Genomic DNA, 19,100 nt, shown 5'->3' on the forward strand with positions numbered 1-19,100 from the left:
AGATCAGCCCCGGGTCAGCTTCTTGTAGGTGGCGCGGTGCGGACGCGCCGCGTCCGCACCGAGTCGCTCGACCTTGTTCTTCTCGTACGACTCGAAGTTGCCCTCGAACCAGTACCACTTCGACTCGCCCTCGTACGCGAGGATGTGCGTCGCGACCCGGTCCAGGAACCAGCGGTCGTGGGAGATGACCACGGCCGCACCGGGGAACTCGAGCAGCGCGTTCTCCAGCGACGACAGGGTCTCCACGTCGAGGTCGTTGGTGGGCTCGTCGAGGAGCAGCAGGTTGCCGCCCTCCTTGAGGGTCAGCGCCAGGTTCAGGCGGTTGCGCTCACCACCGGAGAGGACACCGGCCGGCTTCTGCTGGTCCGGGCCCTTGAAGCCGAAGGCGGACACATAGGCCCGCGACGGCATCTCGACCTGGCCGACGTTGATGTAGTCGAGCTCGTCGGAGACGACGGCCCACAGCGACTTCTTGGGGTCGATGTTGGCGCGGCTCTGGTCGACGTAACTGATCTTGACGGTGTCGCCGACCTTGATGGAGCCGGAGTCCGGGGTCTCAAGGCCCTGGATCATCTTGAACAGCGTGGTCTTGCCCGCGCCGTTGGGACCGATGACCCCGACGATGCCGTTACGCGGCAGCGTGAAGCTCAGGTCGTCGATGAGAACCTTGTCGCCGAACGCCTTGGAAAGGCTCTGGACCTCGACGACGATCGAGCCCAGACGCGGGCCCGGCGGGATCTGGATCTCCTCGAAGTCCAGCTTCCGCATCTTGTCGGCCTCGGCTGCCATCTCCTCGTAACGGGCGAGGCGCGCCTTGGACTTGGTCTGACGGCCCTTGGCGTTGGAGCGAACCCACTCCAACTCCTCCTTGAGCCGCTTCTGGCGCTTCTCGTCCTTGCGGCCCTCGACCTTGAGGCGGGTGGACTTCTTGTCGAGGTACGTGGAGTAGTTGCCCTCGTAGGGAATCGCACGGCCGCGGTCCAGTTCGAGGATCCACTCGGCGACGTTGTTCAGGAAGTACCGGTCGTGAGTCACGGCGACGACGGCGCCCGCGTACTTCGTGAGGTGCTGCTCCAGCCAGTTCACCGACTCGGCGTCGAGGTGGTTGGTGGGCTCGTCGAGGAGGAGCAGGTCCGGGGCCTCGATCAGCAGCTTGCAGAGCGCGACGCGACGCTTCTCACCGCCGGAGAGGTTCACGACCGGCCAGTCGCCGGGCGGGCAGCCCAGCGCGTCCATGGCCTGCTCCAGCTGCCCGTCGAGGTCCCAGGCGTTGGCGTGGTCCAGGTCTTCCTGGAGCTTGCCCATCTCGTCGAGGAGCGCGTCCGAGTAGTCGGTCGCCATCAGCTCGGCGACCTCGTTGAAGCGGTTGAGCTTGCCCATGATCTCGGCGGCGCCGTCCTGGACGTTCTCCAGGACCGTCTTGGTCTCGTCCAGCTCCGGCTCCTGCATGAGGATGCCGACGCTGAAACCGGGCGACAGGAACGCGTCGCCGTTCGAGGGCTGCTCAAGCCCCGCCATGATCTTGAGAACGGTGGACTTACCGGCACCGTTCGGCCCGACCACACCGATCTTCGCGCCGGGCAGGAAGCTCAGCGTCACGTCGTCAAGGATGACCTTGTCGCCGTGCGCCTTGCGCGTCTTGCGCATGGTGTAGATGTACTCAGCCAAGAGAAACCGTCCGGCAGCTTGAAATCTGGAGTGGGCAGATGTAGTCCATACTGCCTGAGGTCCCGGCTTGGGTGGTAACTCGTTTGGCCGGGGGGCTGTGAGCTGGGGCTTCGGTCGGCGCCCTGTCTCACCACCCGCAGTCGATGTCGGTCATACCTCCTCGGATCACCGGATCGGTATTCGTACCGCTGATCAGCAGCAGGCCCCCGTCCCGCTCCCATTTGATTTCGTACGTGCCGCCGGCGACGGGCCGGTACCCGTCGTCGACCACCCAGGAGCCCGCCTCGCCCCAGGCCAGGCCGGTGCGCCCCACCGCGTACGCCTCGCCGTCGCCGATCATGAGGAACGACGTCTCCCGTACTACGGCCGTGCAGCCGCCGGGTCCGGTGGGGCGCAGCACGTGGTACTCCGCTTCGTTGATCAGGTCGCCCAGCGCTCCCCACGCGATGCCGGACACCGCCACGGCGATCAGCAGATTCCTCGCCGACCGCACCCACCTGGCTCGCGTCGCCGGGAGCCGTACGGCCTCCGCCCGGCGGGCCGCCCTGATGAAGGTCCGCCACAGAACGAGCGCGAGCACGAAGAGGACACCGCTCACCTCCCAGCCGGGGACCACCCGCCCCCACACGAGCAGCAGGAGGTCGCTCCAGCTCGCCACGGCGGCGAGAGCCAGGCTCCCGACGCCTGCCGCCGCGAAGGCGCCGGGCGACATTCCCACGCCGTGCTGTATCCGTGCTTCGGTCATGGCGGGTACGACTCCCCGAGGGCGCCGACAGTTGCGCCGGGAAGCCGGCGGGAGTACCGCCGGTCGGTGTCTCCTCAGCCCTGCCCGGGCTTCCGGTCCCGCAGCAGGACCAGGGTCGTGGCGCCGATGCCGACCAGGCCCAGGGCGAGGACCGTGATCATCGGGGTGATGCCGGAGCCGCCGGTCTCGGCGAGGTTCGTGTCGACGGTGGTGCCGCCCACCGTCGCGGGGCTCGGTTCGCTGAGCGTCTGCGTCACGTCACCGCCCGCGTCGCTCTGCGTCCGGCAGTCGAGGACCCCGGCGAACCGCTTCTCGTAGCCGTTCGGCGCCGTGATCGTGAAGTCGTACGCCTGGTCCTCCTGGAGCGGGACTGTCACCGTCGCGGACTTCCCGGCGTCGATGCCGTGCTCGATGCCCATCAGGTCGAAGGTGAACGTCGCGTCGCCCTGGTTGGTCGCGGTGATGTCCACGGCGCCCTCGGCACAGTTCGTCCGCGCCGACAGTGCCGGTACGGCACCGGTCTCCGCCCAGTTCGCGCTTGCGGCCGCGGCGACCGTCGACTCGCTGGAACCGGCGAGGATCTGCGTCTGGCTTCTGCTCTCGGAGGTGAAGGCCCGGCCGACGGGCACGGTGGTGGAGGCCTGCACGGTCAGGTCGGCCGACCCGGCCCCCGCGTCCTCGGGCACGTCGAAGAACACCTGGCTGCCGTCCGCCGCCGACGTGACGACCTTGCCGTCCTTGTCGACGATCCGCACCCCGGTCGTGGCGGCGTCGGCGGGCGGTATCACCGTCACCCCGCTCGCGTTGGTGTGCACGGTCACCGGGCCGAGCCGCTCTCCGGGGTGACCGGAGACCGCGGGCGGGTCGAGGGTCAGCGAGGCCTTCGGCTCCGCCACGTTCCGCGCGCTCTTCTCCAGATAGTCCGCGAGCTTCTCGGCCTGCGGGTCGACCGCGTCGACGTCGGCGCCGTCCGAGTAACGCCAGATGGCCACCTGGGTACCGGCCGCCGCGTCACTCTCGGTCAGGCCCTTGGTGCCGGCCTTCGCGGAGAGTGCCGCGAGGTCGTTCACCTGCGGGTAGGAGTGCTGCAGGATCCAACTGATCCTGCCCGCGCTCTTGTTGGCGCCCAGCGACGTGCCGCTCCACGCGGTCTCGTGGTACTTGGCGTCCCGCTGGGTGGGGTTGCGGAGATCGACGCAGTACGTCTGCAGGGTGCCGCCGCCGTCCACGGACATCTCGAACAGGCCCGCGGAGACCTGCACATCGCTGCCGCCGTCCTCGTGGAGCACGGCGGCGCCGTACGTCTTGAGCCCGCCTATCGTCGCCGTCGCCCCGCCCTGGGTCTGCGGTGTCTCGTCGGCGACGGCCGGGCCGGCACCGGCCAGCACTCCGGCGGCGACGAGTCCGCACGCCCAGGTCGCGGCGACGAGGCGCACGGCGCCCCGGCCGCGCAGGGACAGCGCGGAGAACACAGACAACGCAGATGACACGGAATTCCCCTTCGAGCAGGACCCGTCGACGTGGGGGTGCGGTCCCACCAGCAGAATCAAAGCGCCGGGAGCTGTGCCCGAGCCATGCCCGGCATCCTAGGGACGCGGGCGCACCCCCTTCTCCAGTCGGGTCATCCGATAACCGATCCGACTCGGAATCGTTATCCCCAAGATCGCCTGCGAGCAGGGCTTATCGACAAATCCACCGGGTCTTTTGGAGCGCATTCATCGATAAGCCGCAGTTCGATCAGCTGAGGGCATTCACTGACATCACGTCACCGCGAGGCTTTCCGCGAGCTGTCGGTCGGAATGCCGCCCGTCGGCGGAAACAGCGTCCTCGGCGGAATCGGTGGAATCAGCGGCCGAGTCGGCCGAATCCCCCGCCGGTGTCTCCCAGTTGGGCTCGGGCCGGGGCGGAGAGGCCGCCGACTCCTGCCTGTTGGCCCGGCGGAAGGCCGAGGTGCCGCGCGCCAGGTCGTGGCCGATCGCCACGGCGTCGATGTCCGCCGAGGACCAGTTCGGCTGTCCCTCGCGTACTTCCGTCCGCACCTTCAGCCGGCCCTGGACGACGACGGGGTCGCCGACCGACAGCGACGCCGCCACGTTCGTGGCCAGTTGGCGGTTGGCCCACACCGTGAAGAAGCTGGTGTGGCCGTCCGTCCACACGCTCTTCTCGCGGTCGAAGTAACGTGCGGTCACCGCCAGCCGGAACCGCGCCGACGCTCCCGCCGGCAGGTCCTGGTACATCGGCTGGGTCGCCACATTGCCGACCGCGCAGATCGTGGTGTCGTTCATCGCTCGTCCCTCCCTGACCCGGCCCCGCAGGGCTGGGCGGAAACGCGTACGGGCCCGTCCCGTACGGCTGCAGTCAGACTGCCTCCGCCGAGCCGGGCCCGCTGAGCGCTGTGGACCACCGCCCACCTGTGGAAAACCTCATCACCCGCACGAGGGAATCGCGTCCGGGGTCAACCTGCCGTTCCCCTGGCCCCGTTCACCCGATCCGGGTCACCCGACCCCCGCCCCCGTGACCCGCGCGTACTGCTCCCGCACCTCCCGGTACCGCAGCAGTTCCGCGGCCAGCGGATCGAGCACCCGCGCCCGTCCGCATCCCGCCGCGGCCTCCCGCAAGCGGCGTTCCGCGTCGAGGCCGTAGCGCCGGGCAGGACCGCGGGCCGCCATCCGGCAGCTCCACTCGACGAGGGGGCCGCCGATGATGCCGGCCACCATCAGCAGCACCGGCACACCCAGGTTCGGCGCCATGAAGCCGATGATCTGGCCCACCAGCCAGAGCCCGCCGACGACTTGGAGGATCGTCATGGACGCCTGCGCCAGGACGGCCGCCGGCCACCAGCCCGGCCGCGGTGGCCGCCCCACGGGCAGCCCGGCCCGCGCCGCGAGCTCGTCCAGCGCCTCGGGCAGCCCCTGCGACCCGCGTACGGCCGCCTCGCGCACCGCCTGCGCCCACGGCGCCGGCAACCCGCCGGAGGCCCGGTCGGCGACCGTACGGACCGCCTGTTCGACGCGCTGGCGTGCCGTGGCCTCCTCGTCCGCCTGTGCGCGGATCGGCAGTCGGCCGGTGGTCGGTTCGCGCCGGTCGTTGTACCAGCGCCACAGCCGCAGCCAGGGCGTGCCGCAGGCGCGGTTGGCGTTGCGCAGCCAGGCGCGTTCGGCGGCCTCGCCCGCCGCGGTGGCGCCCACCGAGTCCGCGAGCCGCGCGGCGAACTCGTCCCGCGCCTCCTCGCTGAGCCCGGTGCGCCGCCCGGTGGCGTAGACGGGCCGCAGTCGCCACGCGGCGGCGTCAACATCGGCTGAAATTCGCCGTGCCGCGGCTCCACGATCCGCCACGAACTGGCCCAGAACCTCCCGCAGTTCGGGGATGCCGTCCCCGGTGAGCGCGGACAGGGAGAGCACGGTCGCGCCGGGTTCGCCGTACTCCCCCAGGGCGATGCCGTCCTCGTCGAGCAGTCGCCGAAGATCGTCGAGGACTTGGTCGGCGGCCTCTCCGGGAAGGCGGTCGATCTGGTTGAGGACGACGAACATGACCTCCGCGTGGCCCGCCATCGGCCGCAGATAGCGCTCATGGAGGATCGCGTCGGCGTACTTCTCCGGGTCGACGACCCAGATGACCGCGTCGACGAGCGCGAGCACCCGGTCCACCTGTTCGCGGTGCGCGACGGCCGCCGAGTCGTGGTCGGGCAGGTCCACCAGGACGAGCCCGCGCAACTGGGCCTCCATCTCGGCGCTCTGCAGGGGGCGTCGGCGCAGCCGTCCCGGGATGCCGAGCCGGTCGATGAGGGTGGCCGCGCCGTCGCTCCAGCTGCACGCGATGGGCGCGGCGGTGGTGGGCCGTCGTACGCCCGTCTCCGAAATGGCCACTCCGGCGAGGGCGTTGAAGAGCTGCGACTTGCCGCTGCCGGTGGCGCCCGCGATGGCGACCACGGTGTGCTGCCCGGAGAGCCGGCGCCGCGCGGCGGCCTCGTCGAGCACCCGCCCCGCCTCCGCGAGGGTCCCGCTGTCGAGCCGGGTGCGGGAGAGCCCCACGAGTTCCCGCAGCGCGTCGAGACGGGACCGTAGCGGCCCGTCGTACGCCAACGGGGCCGAGACGTGCGCGGCCTGTGCGGCGTGCGCGCTGTGCGCGGCCTGCGCACGGGAAGCCCTGATCTCCACGGCGGCGGCCTGCTGCGCCGCGGTGGTCTCGTTGACCCGCCGCGCGATCAGCCCGTCGTCCCAGGAACCGGTCGATTCCTCGGGGTCGGTCGGGTCTGCGGACGCCTTGGATTCCGTTCGACCCGAGGTGTCGGCGTCGGCCCGCACACGCGCGTGGCCGTCGGCTTCCTCCGGGGCACCCGCCTTCTCCGCGTCCTCTACGGGGAGGCCGTTCGCGGGAGTCGCCTCGGAATCGCCCTCTGCGGGGGAGGCGTTCTCGGGGTGCTCGTCCTGGGCGGCGACCGCGTCCCCGGCGTGCGTGACGTGGTCCATCTCGTCCGTGTGGTCCTGGTCAGTGACGGCAGTCACCGGTCACCTCTCCTTCTGCAGTACGGACAGCGCGGCGATGAGTTCGGCCTGGGGTTCGGGGTGCACCTCAAGGGCGTCGAGCGGGGCGAGCCGCCATTCGCGCTCGGTGTGCACGACCCGGTCCAGATGGTCGTTGAGCAGCCGCCCGGCCCGGTCTCGCAGCCGCAACGCGCCGTGGGCGCCGATCCGTTCGGCGAGCCCCTCGCCCGCGGACCGTGCCCTGCGGCCGCCCAGGAGCGCGGTGGCGACCAGGGCGGCGACGACCTCGGGATCGGGCGCGATGCTCCGGTCGAGGTCGGCCACCTCCTCCTCGGCGTACTCCTCCAGCTCGCGCCGCCACCGCCGTACGGCCATCCCGATGCGGTGCTCGGCGCTCTCCAGCGACGGATCGCGCTCGGTGAGCTCTGGAGCCCCTGCGGCCGGTTCGCGGCGCCAGGCGTCGTCCACGCGCTCGTCGGCGGCCGTGACGGCGCACAGCAGCAGTGCGGCGAGGCTCTCCGCGAGGGCGTCGAGCAGTTCACCGGCGGAGCAGTCGAGCGGGAAGGCGCGCCAGCGCTTCAACGCGTCCCCGGCGAGCACGGCCCCGGCCTGCAACCGCCCCCGCACACGCGCGTGCTCGCTGTCGTACGCCCCGTCGACGGCGGCCGTGAGCCGGAGCGCGGCCGCGTACTGGGCGGCGGCGGCGCTGGCCAGTTCGGGCATCCGCGACTTGAGCGAGTCGAGGACGCCGTAGGCCGTGCGCGCCATCGACTGGTGCCGGGCGCCCGGGTCCTGGGCCTGCTGCACGAGCCAGCTCCGCAGTGTCGCCACGGCGCTGGCCGGGAGCAGTCCCCCGCCCCAGGCGGACTCGGGAAGTTCGGGCACCGTGAAGCGGGGGACGTCGCCGAGGCCGGCCTTGGCGAGCAGGGCGCCGTACTGCCGCGACACCTCGGACACCACCTGGTGGGGCACCCGGTCGAGGACGGTGACCAGGGTCGCGTTGTGCTCCCTGGCCGTGCGCAGCAGATGCCAGGGCACGGCGTCGGCGTAGCGGGCGGCCGTGGTGACCATGACCCAGATGTCGGCCGCGCAGATCAGTTCGGCGGCCAGCACCCGGTTGTCGGCCACCAGGGAGTCGATGTCGGGCGCGTCCAGGAGGGCGACTCCGCGCGGGAGGGTGTCGGCGGTCTCGATCCGCAGCACACGCATGCCGTCCTCACCGGGGAGGAGCAATTCGTCCCCCGGGTCCTGATGGGGCACCCACACGCGCGTGAGGTCGGGCAGCACCCGCATGCCGCTGAACCAGTGATGGTCCTCCGGGTGGCAGACGAGCACCGGTGTACGGGTCGTCGGCCGCAGGACGCCGGCCTCGCTGACCCGGCGCCCGACAAGGGAGTTGACGAGCGTCGACTTCCCCGCACCGGTCGAGCCGCCGACCACGGCCAACAGGGGTGCTTCGGGTTCTTTCAGGCGGGGCACCAGATAGTCGTCGAGCTGGGCGAGCAGTTCATCGCGATTGGCCCGCGCGCGTGGAGCCCCCGCCAGGGGCAGCGGGAAGCGTGCGGCGGCGACACGGTCGCGCAGGGCGGAGAGTGCGTCGAGCAGCTGAGGCCGTACGTCCAAGGTCACCACATGTGAAGAATGCCCAATTTTGGGGGAATTCTGAAGCATATGAGCATGTCTGCGCGCCGACGGAACACAACGGACGGAAGGGATGACTGGGGCATGGGCACAGTCCAGGCATAACGAGTGCACAACACCCGTGGCCCCGGGCACCAAAAGCGATGCACGATTCGTACCTGCCTGCGATTATCAGGACCGCTTCACTGAACCTCCACATCGAGCCACGGAGGGGAAGCAACAGGGACAAGGACCCGGGAGCCCTATCCTTGTCCCCGGCAACGTCACGGACCGGCCCACACCCGGGCACACCACGACCGAGGCCACACACCCGGCCCCCGTAGCTCAGTGGATAGAGCAGGCGCCTTCTAAGCGCTTGGCCGCAGGTTCGAGTCCTGCCGGGGGCGCCCAGCTACACCCCGCGTTTACGCAGTTCAGGCGGACTTCACCAGCAGGTCGACCGGTCGCTCCGGTGCCGGTTCACTTCGCGGCCCTGTTTCTGTTGCCGTGTCGCCGACTCCCCATCCGCCGGACGGACTTCGGGCGTCACAGCCGGCAGGCGTGCATCGCGGTGGTCAGGATCGCCCGCGCCCCCAGCTCGTACAGGCCGTCCATGATCCGCTGTGCCTCCTTCCCCGGGACCATCGCGCGGACGGCCACCCAGCCCTCCGTGTGCAGCGGCGACACGGTCGGCGACTCCAGCCCCGGGGTGAGGGCGATCGCCCGCTCCAACTGCCCGGCGCGGCAGTGGTAGTCCATCATCACGTAGGCACGGGCGATGAGGACGCCCTGAAGGCGGCGGACGAACTGCCGTACGGACGGGTCGGCGGCGTCCGCGCCGGCGCGGCGGACGACGATCGCCTCCGACGTCGTGATCGGCTCGCCGACGACCGCCAGGCCCGCGTTGCGCAGACTGGCACCGGTCTCGACGACGTCGGCGATCACCTGGGCGACACCGAGGTCGATCGCCGTCTCCACGGCTCCGTCGAGATGGACGACGGAGGCGGCCACCCCCTGGTCGGCCAGGTGCTTGGCGACGATGCCCTCGTACGAGGTGGCGATGGTCAGACCGTCGAAGTCGGCGATCTCCCGCGCGGTGCCCGGCCGGGCCGCGTACCGGAAGGTCGAGCGGGCGAAGCCGAGCGGCAGGATCTCCTCGGCGTTGGTGCCCGAGTCCAGCAGCAGGTCGCGGCCGGTGATGCCGAGGTCCAGCCGGCCGGACGAGACGTAGATCGCGATGTCCCGGGGCCGGAGGTAGAAGAACTCGACGTCGTTCCCGGGGTCGGCGAGGACCAGTTGTTTGGCGTCCTTGCGCTGTTGGTAGCCGGCCTCGTGCAGGATCTGGGCGGCGGGCCCGGACAGGGAGCCCTTGTTGGGGACGGCGATGCGCAGCATGGGCCGGTCTCCTTCAGGTGAGAAACGACGGACGGGGGACAACGGGGGCGAGGAGCAAGGGGAGTCAGCCGCCCAGCGTCAGTACCGCCGACGACTCCGCGCCGCTCGACGCGTTGATCGCCGACCCGGGCCGCACCGGGGCCTGGCGCATGAAGACGCCGGCGAAACGGCCGCCGAACACCAGCGGTGCCAGCACCACTTCACGCCCGCCGGACGGCCCGACGCCCGGCAGACCGACCACGGACGGCCGCACCCGCTCCTGCAGCACATGGCGCTCGCGCGGGTCCGCGAGCCGTTCCCGCAGCTCCGCGGCCCAGGACCGGTCGTCCTCGGCCAGGAAACCGAAGGCCAGGTCCTTGCCGCCGTAGGCCGAGGCGGGCTTGCAGAGCAGCTGCCCGCGTCCCTCGACCGCGCGGTCGAGGGTCTCCGGCCGCAACCGGAAGGTCATCGGCACGTACGCCTGGACGAGGGCCTGTTCCTCGTCGGTCAACAGGCCCTGGAACCCGGGGTCGTGAAGCAGGGCCAGGTTCGCCTTGTTGTCGTGGAGCGCGGCGGCGGGCGAGCCGATGAAGTCCAGCTCGCCGGCCGTGTCGAGCTCCATCAGCGCACGGGTCAGCGCGGGCGGCACGAAGTTCCTCGTCTCGTGCCAGGTGTACGCGGTGAACACGGCGTCCACCCGCCTGCCCCGGAAGTGGGCCCCGTCGTCGGTGAGGTCCAGCTCGGTGATGAGCCCGCAGCTGATGTCGTGGCCCGCGGAGCGGATCATGTCGACGAAGAACCGGCGGCCACCGTCGAGGTCCGCCGGGTTGGCGGTGGCCTCGAAGACGTGCAGCGGCCCGTCGCCGCGCGCCCGGGTGAGCCCGGCGAAGACGTCGAGCCACACGCGTGCCGTGTCGGGGCCGTCCAGCCGCAGTCCGCGCCCGGCGAGGAAGGCGGCGTACCGCGAGTCGCGGGTCGCGCCGGTGTACGGGGCGAGCGTGCTGAGTCCGCCGAGTGAGGCGGCCACGTTCAGCTCGACGAGTTTCAGTCCCTCGTCGGTGACGACCAGATCGGGCCGCATGAAGGCGGTGGCGACCCGGCGCAGCCGGGGCCGGTCCAGCGCCTCGGTCATCAGGGTCGCGTCCTCGTCCGGCAGGCCGAGGTAGCCGGCCCACGCCGCCAGGTCGTCGCCGAAGACGCGGCGCGGGAAGCCCGAGATCAGTTCGGCGAGCCGTACCCCGACCGTCTCGACCGTGCGTGCCGCTTCGGCGGTGAAGGCGTGCGGCGGGTACTGGTGCCGCCAGACGGGCCGGCTCAGCCGCTCGGTGAACCACTCCCGGTCGGTCTCGGCGGCGGGCGTCGCCGCGAACTCGTCCCAGGCGGCGAGGGCACGCGGCTCCAGCCAGGACCACGCGCCGGGCCCGGCCGCTTCGCCCTGGAGTGCCCCGGCCCGCGTGACGGCCCCGCTCATGACAGCTTCCCGGCGGTCCGCAGCGCCGCGAGCACGGTGTTGACGGCCTCCGAGGACCTGTCCTCGCCGGTCGCCCGGTAGTGGTAGCTCAGCCCGCCCGGGTTCACCATGTTGACCTCGATGACGTAGGGGAACGCCAGGTCGATGCCCGAGTAGAAGATCCCGAGGTCCGTCATCCGCTTGCCCAGCGCGCGGACGAACTCGTCCTCCTCCGGGGTGAGTTCGAGCGCGGCGAAGCCCGCGCCCAGGGTGGCGTTGGACCGGTGGTCGTTCTCCGGGTGGAAGCGCAGGAACCCGGAGACGGGGACGTCGCCGGCGAGGATGACCCGCTTCTCGTTGGTACGGATGTTGGGGATGTACTCCTGGACCGCGGTGTGCCGCTTGGCCATGCCGATGACGTCACGGCCGTAACGCCCGTACCGGGACGCCGCGTTGCCGGTGGCGTTGGCGAGCAGGGCCGAACGGTTGCGGTCGCCCTTGTTGACGACGAACACGTCCGCCCCGCAGCCGCCGTTGGTCGGCTTCACGACCCAGGAGCGGTCGCCGTCGGCCTCGACGAGCCTGTTGAGCTGGTCGTAGTCGTTCGAGACGTACGAGACCGGGAGGTGCTCGGCGGGGACCACGGCACCCAGGTTGATCTTGGTGTTCAGGTAGAACAGCGCGGACGCGTCGTTGACGAACGGCACCCGCTGGTTGAGCAGCCACAGCAGCTGGAAGGAGTCGGTACCCGACTCCGGGTGCGTGCCGGCCAGTACCCACACGAGGTCGAACTCCTCGGCGGACGCGTACGGCAGGCTCAGCTCGGGGAAGCTGCCGCCGCTGGTGAACTCCTCACTCAGCCGCACCCGGTCGCAGACGACGACGGAGTCGTGCACGCACAGGGTGTCGATGTCACCGATGTGCACCTCGTGGCCCTCACGGTGGAGGGCACTGGGAATGATCGAGTGGTTGTTCAGCTCGAAGGTGGATGCCCCGGAGACCAGGACCAGGATCTTGTACGGCAACGGATGCACCTTGTTCTGTGAGTCGTGGGCCGAGTGGGCGGAGTGCGGGGTTCGGGCGGTCATGCGGTCACGCCGGCTTCGACCCCGCCGTGAGTGTCCGGACCGCCCGGGCGAGGTTGTTCTCCAGCTCCTCGCGGGTGTCTCCGGTGCCGACCACGAACGCGTGCCGGTCGCCCGACCTGCGGACCTCCGGCGGGGTCGCGCCCGCGGGCACGCTGATGTGCACCTCCGCGACGCCGGGCAGCGAGGCGACGAGTTCGGTGCTGATGCCGTGCAGCGGGACCATGCGGTCGAAGGTGACGTACCGGATGCCGGCGACCCGTCTGCGGGGGCCGGCCGGGGGCGGTTCGAGGCCGAGGACGGCGGCGATCGTCTGGGCGAAGACGTCCTCGCCGAGGGCCAGGTCCAGCATGTCGCTGATGCGGTCGCCGCCGGGCCGCCCGTGCGACTCGATGAGCCGGGGTCCGGCCGCGGTCAGCATGACCTCGGTGTGCGAGGGCCCGTAGCGGTAGTCCACGGCGTCCAGCACGGCGGTGACCAGCCCGGTGATCGCCTCCTCGGCCGCGGGGCCGAGCGTCACGGGCAGGGTGTGCCCGGTCTCCACGAAGTGCGGGGCGCCCGTGGTCGCCTTCTCGGTGACGGCCAGGACGCGGTGGCCCTCGGGCGAGGTGACCGCCTCGACGGAGTACTCGGTGCCGGCCAGGAACTCCTCGACCAGGTGGGGCGTGGTGAACTCCGCCGAGCCGGAAACGAAGTCCTCGGCCTCCGCGCGGTCCGCCAGATACCGCACCCCCGAACTGCCCGTGCCGTCCACCGGCTTGACCACGCAGGGGAAGCCGATCCGTTCGGTCGCGGGCAGGATCTCGTCCCTGCCGGTGCACAGGGCGTGGGCGACCGGCGCCCCGGCCCGGTCGCCGACCACGGCCCGCAGCCGCGCCTTGTCCTTGAAGGCGGCCAGCGCACCGGGCGGGTTGCCGGGCCAGCCGAGCCGCTCGTTGACCACCGCGGCCGCCGCGCAGCCGAGTTCACCGAAGCCGAAACAGCTGACCGGCGCGGGGAGGTCCAACTCCCGTAGCAACTCGACCAGTTCACCGGGGTCCTCGATCCAGGCACTGCGCAGCGGCTCGCCGGGCGCGTTGTCCGGCAGCGGTGCGGTGGGATCGCCGACGACGACCATCGCGCAGCCGAGCTTCACGGCCGCGTCGATGACCCGGTCCCGGGGATTGAGCAGGACCGCCGTCGGGGTGCGGAGGCCGGTGTCGGGTGCGTCAGCCATGCTGGGCCCGTGCTTTCGGTAGAAGGAGACTGGTCAGCGCCGCGCAGAGGGAGAGGGAGACGAGCACCAGCCAGATGCCGCGCCCGCCGCTGAGGGACTGGAGCAGATAGCCGCCCATGCTGGAACCGAGCAGGCTGCCGACCGCGCCGACGGCGCTCATCGTGCCGAGGGCGAGTCCGGTACGGAGCGGCGAACTCGCCCTGACCGCCTGTTCGTCCAGGCTGGGCGAGATCAGCATCTCCGCGAAGGTGACCGGCAGGACGAACACGAACAGCGAGAACCAGCCGGTGAGCGGGATGAACACCGCGTAGGCGAGGGCGAAGGCCAGGAAGCCGGCGAGCAGCAGGGTCCGTGCCTCGGCCCGGTGGAACACATGGCGCAGCAGGGTGTACTGACACAGCACCACCAGTGCGCCGTTGACGATGAAGACGACCGAGATCGCGGCCGTGCTCCCCGTCGTCCGCTCGGCGGTGATGGGCATGACGACGTTGAGCTGGCTGTAGATCGCCCAGTACGCCACGCCGAGCAGGCACAGCGGCAGCCACTGCCAGAGTCCCCAGCCGTCACCGGCCGCGCGCGCCGCCGCGTCCTTCCCCGGGGTCCGCGGTCCGGGCGCCGCCCGCCGCACCGGGCGCACGGTCAGCCGTATGCCGAGCAGCAGGTGGGAGAGCACGCAGGCGCCCAGGATCCAGCCGAAGCCCAGCGGGTACACGAGCGCGCCCAGCGCGGGTCCGGCCACCACGCCGATGTTCACGAAGGTCGAGCGCAGCGCGAGCATCTCGCGGGGTTCGACGCCGTCCTCGGTGACCAGCAGGGTCTTGACGGACAGGCCGAGCAGCGAGCCGCCGACGCCGATCGCCGCGATACCGGCGACGAGCGGCACGAGCCGGGTGCCGGCCGGGCCGCCCACGCCGAGACCGACGCCCAGCAGTAGGTACCCCCCGATGCGCAGGGCGAAGCCCGCCGTCAGCACCGACCGGGTGCCGAACCTGTCCACGATCAGCCCGGACACCAGCGAGAAACCCTGGCCGCAGAAGGCGAGCAGTCCGACGAGGAATCCCGTCCGGGCGGCCGGCACGCCCTGTGCGGTGAACTCCAGCGCCAGCAGCGGCAGGAACATGAACGTCGTCAGACCGGTGAGCAGCACCGTCGTGAGCAGGACGCGTCCGGCCGGCGACATCCGGCGCCAGGTGTTCATGACGCCTCGTCCCCCGGGCCGCCGTCGTCCAGGTGCTCCAGGTTGGCCATCAGCCAGGCCTCGGTCTCCAGCAGCCGCTCCTCCACCTGCTCCGCGTCGGCGCCGGCGACGATCACGAAGCACAGGTGCGAGGTGCTGTTCTGGGCCACGGCGCCGGGCGCGAGCCCCTCGTTGACCTGGTACTCCCGCACCCACGCGAACGGCGGCCGGCCCGGAGCGCGGACCGGCCGGCCCTGTGGCAGCACGGAGACCGAGCCGTGCACCTCGGCGGGCGGGCCGGCGGGCGGCGCCTCGACGGGCAGTCCGACCGAGTGGCGCAGCCAGGCGGAGTGGAGGTCGACGCCGTAGGTGGCGCGGGTGAGCGCGGGAATGCGGTTGCCGCCGACCCGGGAGGCGATCTCGCAGAGCACCAGCTCGTCGTCCGGGGTGTGGAACACCTCCAGGTGGTAGGCGCCGACCTCCGGTGTGTCGAAGGCCGCCAGCAACCGGTCGAGGAACTCCTCCAGGCGCCGGGCGAGCGGATCGCCGGGGCGCAGCTGCACCGAGCCGTTGTTCTCCCCGGAGAAGACCCCGAGGCAGCTGCGGAGATAGCGGGAGGCGGCCACGAACCGGTAGCCGGGGGCGAGCACCGCGTCGACGTGGCACATCCGGCCCTCGACGAACTCCTCGGCCAGCAGGTCGTCCCGCCAGTGCCGGCGGCTGAACGCGGTCAGGCCGTCCTCGTCGCGCAGGACGACGATGTCGCGCGAGCCACCCTGCTTCACCGGCTTGACGACCACCGGGAAGCCGTTCGCCTCGATGAACCCGGTGAGGTCGGTGAACGTCTCCAGGCGGGCGAAGCGCGGGACGCGCACGGCGGCGCCGGCGACCCGCTTCATCACCGCCTTGTCCCGGAAGGACAGGGCGCTCGCCGCCGACTGGCCCGGGATGCCCAGGTCCGCGCGGATCCGGGCGGCGCGCTCCAGGTCGTACTCGTTGTCCGTGACGAGGTGGGTGAACGGCTGCTCCGCGGCGAGCCGGCGGATCGTCAGTTCCGGGTACGGGACGAACTCGCAGTCGGGCACGTACTCGTAGCGCGCGAGGCCCTCGGTGTTCTTCAGCTCGTTGTGGCTGAACACGTGGAGCCGGTCCGCCACTTCGGCGAGCATCGCGGCGTAGTCGTGCTGGGGGCCGTAGTTGATGACGGCGATCCGGCTCATGCCGCGTTCCTCGGGGAGCTCGGGACGACCGGGACGACCGGGAGATCGTCCTGGACGTCGTACGGCCTGCGGGCCCAGTGCATCGTGGACCAGGGGCCCGTCATCCGGGACAGTTCGGAAATGGTCCGCGGCCGGTACTCGGGGTCCTGGACGAGCGGGCCGTCGGGCGGGAAGACCCGGTCGACATAGCGGTGTCCCGGGTCGGCCGCGAGGAAGACGACGGGGCCGCCGTCCGGCTCCTGCCGGCGGATGTGCCGGGCGACCTGCCAGCCGGCGCCCGCGGAGAGCCCGGCGAAGACACCGGTGGTGGACAGCAGATGGCGGCAGCCGGCCGCGGAGACGTCGAAGTTGATCCAGTGGATGTCGTCGTAGGCGGTGTAGTCGATGTTGGCGAAGCGGATTCCGCTGCCGATCCCGGCGATGATGAAACCGTCCAGCGGTATGGCCTCCGAGCCGAAGGAGCGGCTGCCGAAGGGCTGGATCCCGGCGACCCGGACGTCGTTGCCCGACGCCCGCAGATAGCGGCTCATCGCGCTGGTCGACGCTCCGGTGCCGACCCCGCCGACCAGCGTGACCCCCGTCGACCCCAACTCCTTGACCAGGGTGTTCGCGACGCTCTCGTAGCCGATGTAGTGGACGTCGTCGTGGTACTGCTGCATCCAGTACGCGTCCGGGTTCTCCTCCAGGTACGTGTGGACCAGCCGGACCCGGGTCTCCTGGTCGTGCTGGAGGCCGTCGTCACCGGAGGAGGGCACCTGGGTGTAGGTGGCCCCGAGGTACTTGAGCTGGGTGCGGATGGCCGCGTCGACCGCCACGGAGGCGAAGATGTGGCACTTCAGGCCGAACTCACGGCAGACGAGTGCGAGCGCGTGCCCGTAGATACCGCTGGAGCTGTCCACCACGGTCTGCCCCGGGCGGACGACCTCACGGTCCAGCAGGTCCCTGACCGCGGCGCGGACCGAGGTGACCTTCATGACCTCGAACCGCAGCACATGGATGCCGTTCCCCAGGTCGATGAGGTCGGGTTCCGCCAGTTTCTCGGCGAATGATCTGTACAACGCGCTCTCCTGCCCTTCTGCTGCCCCCGCGTCGACACCGTGCGGACGACGACATACGAAGAGGTCTAGGGGAGGCGGGTCCCGGCGCCCTACCGGCCCGGTCCCGGCGCGTTCCCGTTCGGATCCCGGAGTGTTTCGGGACCGGGCCGGGAGGGTTCCCGGAATGGCCCTGCCGAGGATCTCCGGCATGACGACATCCGAATCCGGGACATCCGGCGTGATAGCAGGACCCCGCCTGCCCGAACCCGTGCCGCTCGTCTCCGAGGCGGTGCTGGCACACGCCCGCCGCCACCCGGAGCGCACCGCGGTGATCTGCGGCGAGGAGCGGGTCAGCTACGGCGAACTGGCGGCCGGGGCCGCCGCCGTCGCGCGCGCGATCGCCGCGGACGAGGAGAGCGCGGCCTCCCGCAGAATCGGCGTCGTCTCGCACCGCACGGTGGGAGCCGCCGTCCATGCCCTGGGCATCTGGCTGTCCGGACGCTCGTTCGTCTTCCTCGATCCGGCGGCGCCGCACCGCGCCGCCGAGCACATCCGGCGCACCGCCGGGCTGTCGGTGGTCGTCGACCCGCGCGAGTGGCCGGCCGAGCCCGCGGGGCCGACCACGGCCCCGGCCGCGTCGTACCCGCCGGACGCGGAGGCGTACGTCCTGTTCACCTCCGGCAGCAGCGGCCGGCCGAAGGGCGTCTCCGTCTCCCCGCGGAACCTGGCGCACTCCAACGCCGCCCGGCTCGCGCTGTACGACGGCTTCGGCACCCCGGTCTTCCTGCTGCTGTCCCCGTTCCACTTCGACTCCTCGATGGCCGGGCTCTGGGGCACCCTCGCGGCCGGCGGCACCCTCGTCGTCGCCGACGAGGACGAACGGCGCGTCCCCCAGGCCGTCCTCGGCCTGATCGCAGAGCACCGGGTCACCCACACCCTGACCGTCCCCGGCTTCCACACGGAGCTGCTGCACACGCTGCGCGAGGACGAGCGGCACGCGGCCGGGGCGGCCTCGCTGCGGCTGGTGACCAGCGCCGGCGAGGCGCTGCCGCAGAGCGTCGTCGACCAGCACTTCGCGCTGCTGCCCGGCGTGGCCCTCAGCAACGAGTACGGCCCCACCGAGTGCACCGTCTGGTCCACCGCCCGGATCTACGAGAAGCCCGGGCCCACCGGCATCGGCTTCCCGATCCCCGGCACCTCGCTGCGGCTGCTCGACGACCGGCTGCGGCCGGTACCGGCCGGCGCGGTGGGGCAGATCGCCGTCTCCGGCCCGGGCGTCGCCCGGGGCTACGTCGGCGACGAACGGCAGACGGCGGCGAAGTTCGTCGAACTGCCCGCCGGGCCGACGGCCGGTCCGCCCGTACGCGCCTACCTCACCGGGGATCTCGGCCGGTGGTCGGACGAGGACGGCCTCGAATTCGTCGGGCGGCTGGACAACGAGGTGAAGATCCGCGGCGTGCGCGTGCACCTGGAGACGCTGGAGGAGGCGCTGACAGCGCACCCCGACGTCCGGGCCGCCGCGGTGGCGTACGACGCGGAGAACGCCGTCTGCCACGCCTTCGTGGTCGCGGAACCCGGCGCCGAACCGGCCGCCGCCTCGATCCGCGGCTTCCTGGAGACGGAACTCGGCGCCGCCGTGGTCCCCGACCGGATCGTCTTCACCGCGGCCCTGCCGCGCACCGCCCACGACAAGACCGACCGGGCCGCGCTGCTGGCTGCCACGGCCCCGCCCGCGGAACAGGAACGTGAGCGGGAGCAGGAGCGAATACCGGAGCAGGCCGCCCGGCCGCCGGAGGACGGCGCCCTCGCCGACCACATCGCCCGCGTCTGGGAGAAGGTCCTCGGCGTACCGGTGGCCTCTTCCGAGCAGGACACGTTCTTCTCGCTCGGCGGCAACTCCCTGACCGTGATCAGGCTCTCCCGGGCACTGGGCGAGCTGGCCGGCCGCCCGGTCGGGGTCAAGAACGTCTATCGCTGCGGCACGATCCCCCAGCAGGTGGATCTGTTGTCGCGGCTCTGAGCGA

Annotated in this window: 14 protein-coding genes and 1 tRNA gene; 2 read left to right on the forward strand and 13 right to left on the reverse strand. The window is 71.4% G+C overall.

The annotated features are described in order from the left end of the window. Positions 1-3 precede the first annotated feature (3 nt). From ettA to OG496_RS22105, 6 genes are all read right to left on the reverse strand, one after another. Positions 4-1,668: an energy-dependent translational throttle protein EttA gene (gene ettA / locus OG496_RS22080; RefSeq protein WP_366490760.1), complete on the reverse strand. Its 1,665-nt coding sequence runs from the start codon at positions 1,666-1,668 to the stop codon at positions 4-6. A gap of 127 nt (positions 1,669-1,795) precedes the next feature. Beyond that, positions 1,796-2,413, reverse strand: coding sequence for a hypothetical protein (locus OG496_RS22085; RefSeq protein WP_405972110.1), 618 nt, complete (start codon positions 2,411-2,413; stop codon positions 1,796-1,798). A 74-nt stretch (positions 2,414-2,487) separates the two neighbouring features. Beyond that, positions 2,488-3,903 (reverse strand): Cys-Gln thioester bond-forming surface protein, encoded by a 1,416-nt coding sequence (locus tag OG496_RS22090; protein WP_405972111.1) that lies wholly within the window; start codon positions 3,901-3,903, stop codon positions 2,488-2,490. Between the two features lie 270 nt (positions 3,904-4,173). Then, a complete protein-coding gene (locus OG496_RS22095) occupies positions 4,174-4,698 on the reverse strand; it encodes a single-stranded DNA-binding protein (RefSeq protein ID WP_405972112.1) in 525 nt (174 codons plus the stop codon). Positions 4,699-4,908: 210 nt separating this feature from the next. Beyond that, positions 4,909-6,918, reverse strand: coding sequence for a GTPase (locus OG496_RS22100; RefSeq protein WP_405972113.1), 2,010 nt, complete (start codon positions 6,916-6,918; stop codon positions 4,909-4,911). 3 nt (positions 6,919-6,921) lie between these two features. Continuing rightward, positions 6,922-8,529, reverse strand: a complete 1,608-nt coding sequence (locus OG496_RS22105) for a dynamin family protein (protein WP_405972114.1) — start codon at positions 8,527-8,529, stop codon at positions 6,922-6,924. Positions 8,530-8,851: 322 nt separating this feature from the next. On the opposite strand from OG496_RS22105, the gene OG496_RS22110 reads away from it, so the two are divergent. Continuing rightward, positions 8,852-8,924, forward strand: a tRNA-Arg gene (locus OG496_RS22110). 139 nt (positions 8,925-9,063) lie between these two features. Here OG496_RS22110 and hisG read toward each other — a convergent pair. From hisG to OG496_RS22145, 7 genes are all read right to left on the reverse strand, one after another. After that, positions 9,064-9,912 carry an ATP phosphoribosyltransferase gene (hisG, locus tag OG496_RS22115; protein WP_405972115.1) on the reverse strand — a complete coding sequence of 283 codons (849 nt, stop codon included), beginning with the start codon at positions 9,910-9,912 and terminating at the stop codon, positions 9,064-9,066. 64 nt (positions 9,913-9,976) lie between these two features. Next, positions 9,977-11,362: a hypothetical protein gene (locus OG496_RS22120; RefSeq protein WP_405972116.1), complete on the reverse strand. Its 1,386-nt coding sequence runs from the start codon at positions 11,360-11,362 to the stop codon at positions 9,977-9,979. Further along, a complete protein-coding gene (locus tag OG496_RS22125) occupies positions 11,359-12,429 on the reverse strand; it encodes a RimK family alpha-L-glutamate ligase (RefSeq protein ID WP_405972117.1) in 1,071 nt (356 codons plus the stop codon). Before OG496_RS22125 ends, OG496_RS22120 begins: the two co-directional genes overlap by 4 nt. 4 nt (positions 12,430-12,433) lie before the next feature. Continuing rightward, on the reverse strand, positions 12,434-13,642 hold the full coding sequence (locus OG496_RS22130; protein WP_405972118.1) for an ATP-grasp domain-containing protein: 1,209 nt from the start codon (positions 13,640-13,642) through the stop codon (positions 12,434-12,436). Continuing rightward, positions 13,635-14,840, reverse strand: coding sequence for an MFS transporter (locus OG496_RS22135; protein ID WP_405972119.1), 1,206 nt, complete (start codon positions 14,838-14,840; stop codon positions 13,635-13,637). Before OG496_RS22135 ends, OG496_RS22130 begins: the two co-directional genes overlap by 8 nt. Continuing rightward, positions 14,837-16,039, reverse strand: coding sequence for an acetyl-CoA carboxylase biotin carboxylase subunit family protein (locus OG496_RS22140; protein WP_405972120.1), 1,203 nt, complete (start codon positions 16,037-16,039; stop codon positions 14,837-14,839). The genes OG496_RS22135 and OG496_RS22140 overlap by 4 nt, the downstream gene beginning before the upstream one ends. Then, on the reverse strand, positions 16,036-17,097 hold the full coding sequence (locus OG496_RS22145; RefSeq protein ID WP_405972121.1) for a pyridoxal-phosphate dependent enzyme: 1,062 nt from the start codon (positions 17,095-17,097) through the stop codon (positions 16,036-16,038). The genes OG496_RS22140 and OG496_RS22145 overlap by 4 nt, the downstream gene beginning before the upstream one ends. Positions 17,098-17,284: 187 nt before the next feature. Between OG496_RS22145 and OG496_RS22150 the strand changes: the two genes are divergently transcribed. Next, the gene (locus tag OG496_RS22150; protein WP_405972122.1) at positions 17,285-19,096 is read left to right on the forward strand and encodes a non-ribosomal peptide synthetase; all 1,812 of its coding nucleotides are present in this window, start codon (positions 17,285-17,287) and stop codon (positions 19,094-19,096) included. Positions 19,097-19,100 lie beyond the last annotated feature (4 nt).

Source organism: Streptomyces sp. NBC_00988, from assembly GCF_045162645.1.
Classification (GTDB): Bacteria; Actinomycetota; Actinomycetes; order Streptomycetales; family Streptomycetaceae; genus Streptomyces.

Bases quoted from the DNA above. Each gene is read 5' to 3' on its own strand.
- OG496_RS22085 (WP_405972110.1), bottom strand. From the start codon at position 2,413: ATGACCGAAGCACGGATACAGCACGGCGTGGGAATGTCGCCCGGCGCC.
- OG496_RS22095 (WP_405972112.1), bottom strand. From the start codon at position 4,698: ATGAACGACACCACGATCTGCGCGGTCGGCAATGTGGCGACCCAGCCG.
- hisG (WP_405972115.1), bottom strand. From the start codon at position 9,912: ATGCTGCGCATCGCCGTCCCCAACAAGGGCTCCCTGTCCGGGCCCGCC.
- OG496_RS22120 (WP_405972116.1), bottom strand. From the start codon at position 11,362: ATGAGCGGGGCCGTCACGCGGGCCGGGGCACTCCAGGGCGAAGCGGCC.
- OG496_RS22125 (WP_405972117.1), bottom strand. From the start codon at position 12,429: ATGACCGCCCGAACCCCGCACTCCGCCCACTCGGCCCACGACTCACAG.
- OG496_RS22130 (WP_405972118.1), bottom strand. From the start codon at position 13,642: ATGGCTGACGCACCCGACACCGGCCTCCGCACCCCGACGGCGGTCCTG.
- OG496_RS22135 (WP_405972119.1), bottom strand. From the start codon at position 14,840: ATGAACACCTGGCGCCGGATGTCGCCGGCCGGACGCGTCCTGCTCACG.
- OG496_RS22140 (WP_405972120.1), bottom strand. From the start codon at position 16,039: ATGAGCCGGATCGCCGTCATCAACTACGGCCCCCAGCACGACTACGCC.
- OG496_RS22150 (WP_405972122.1), top strand. From the start codon at position 17,285: ATGACGACATCCGAATCCGGGACATCCGGCGTGATAGCAGGACCCCGC.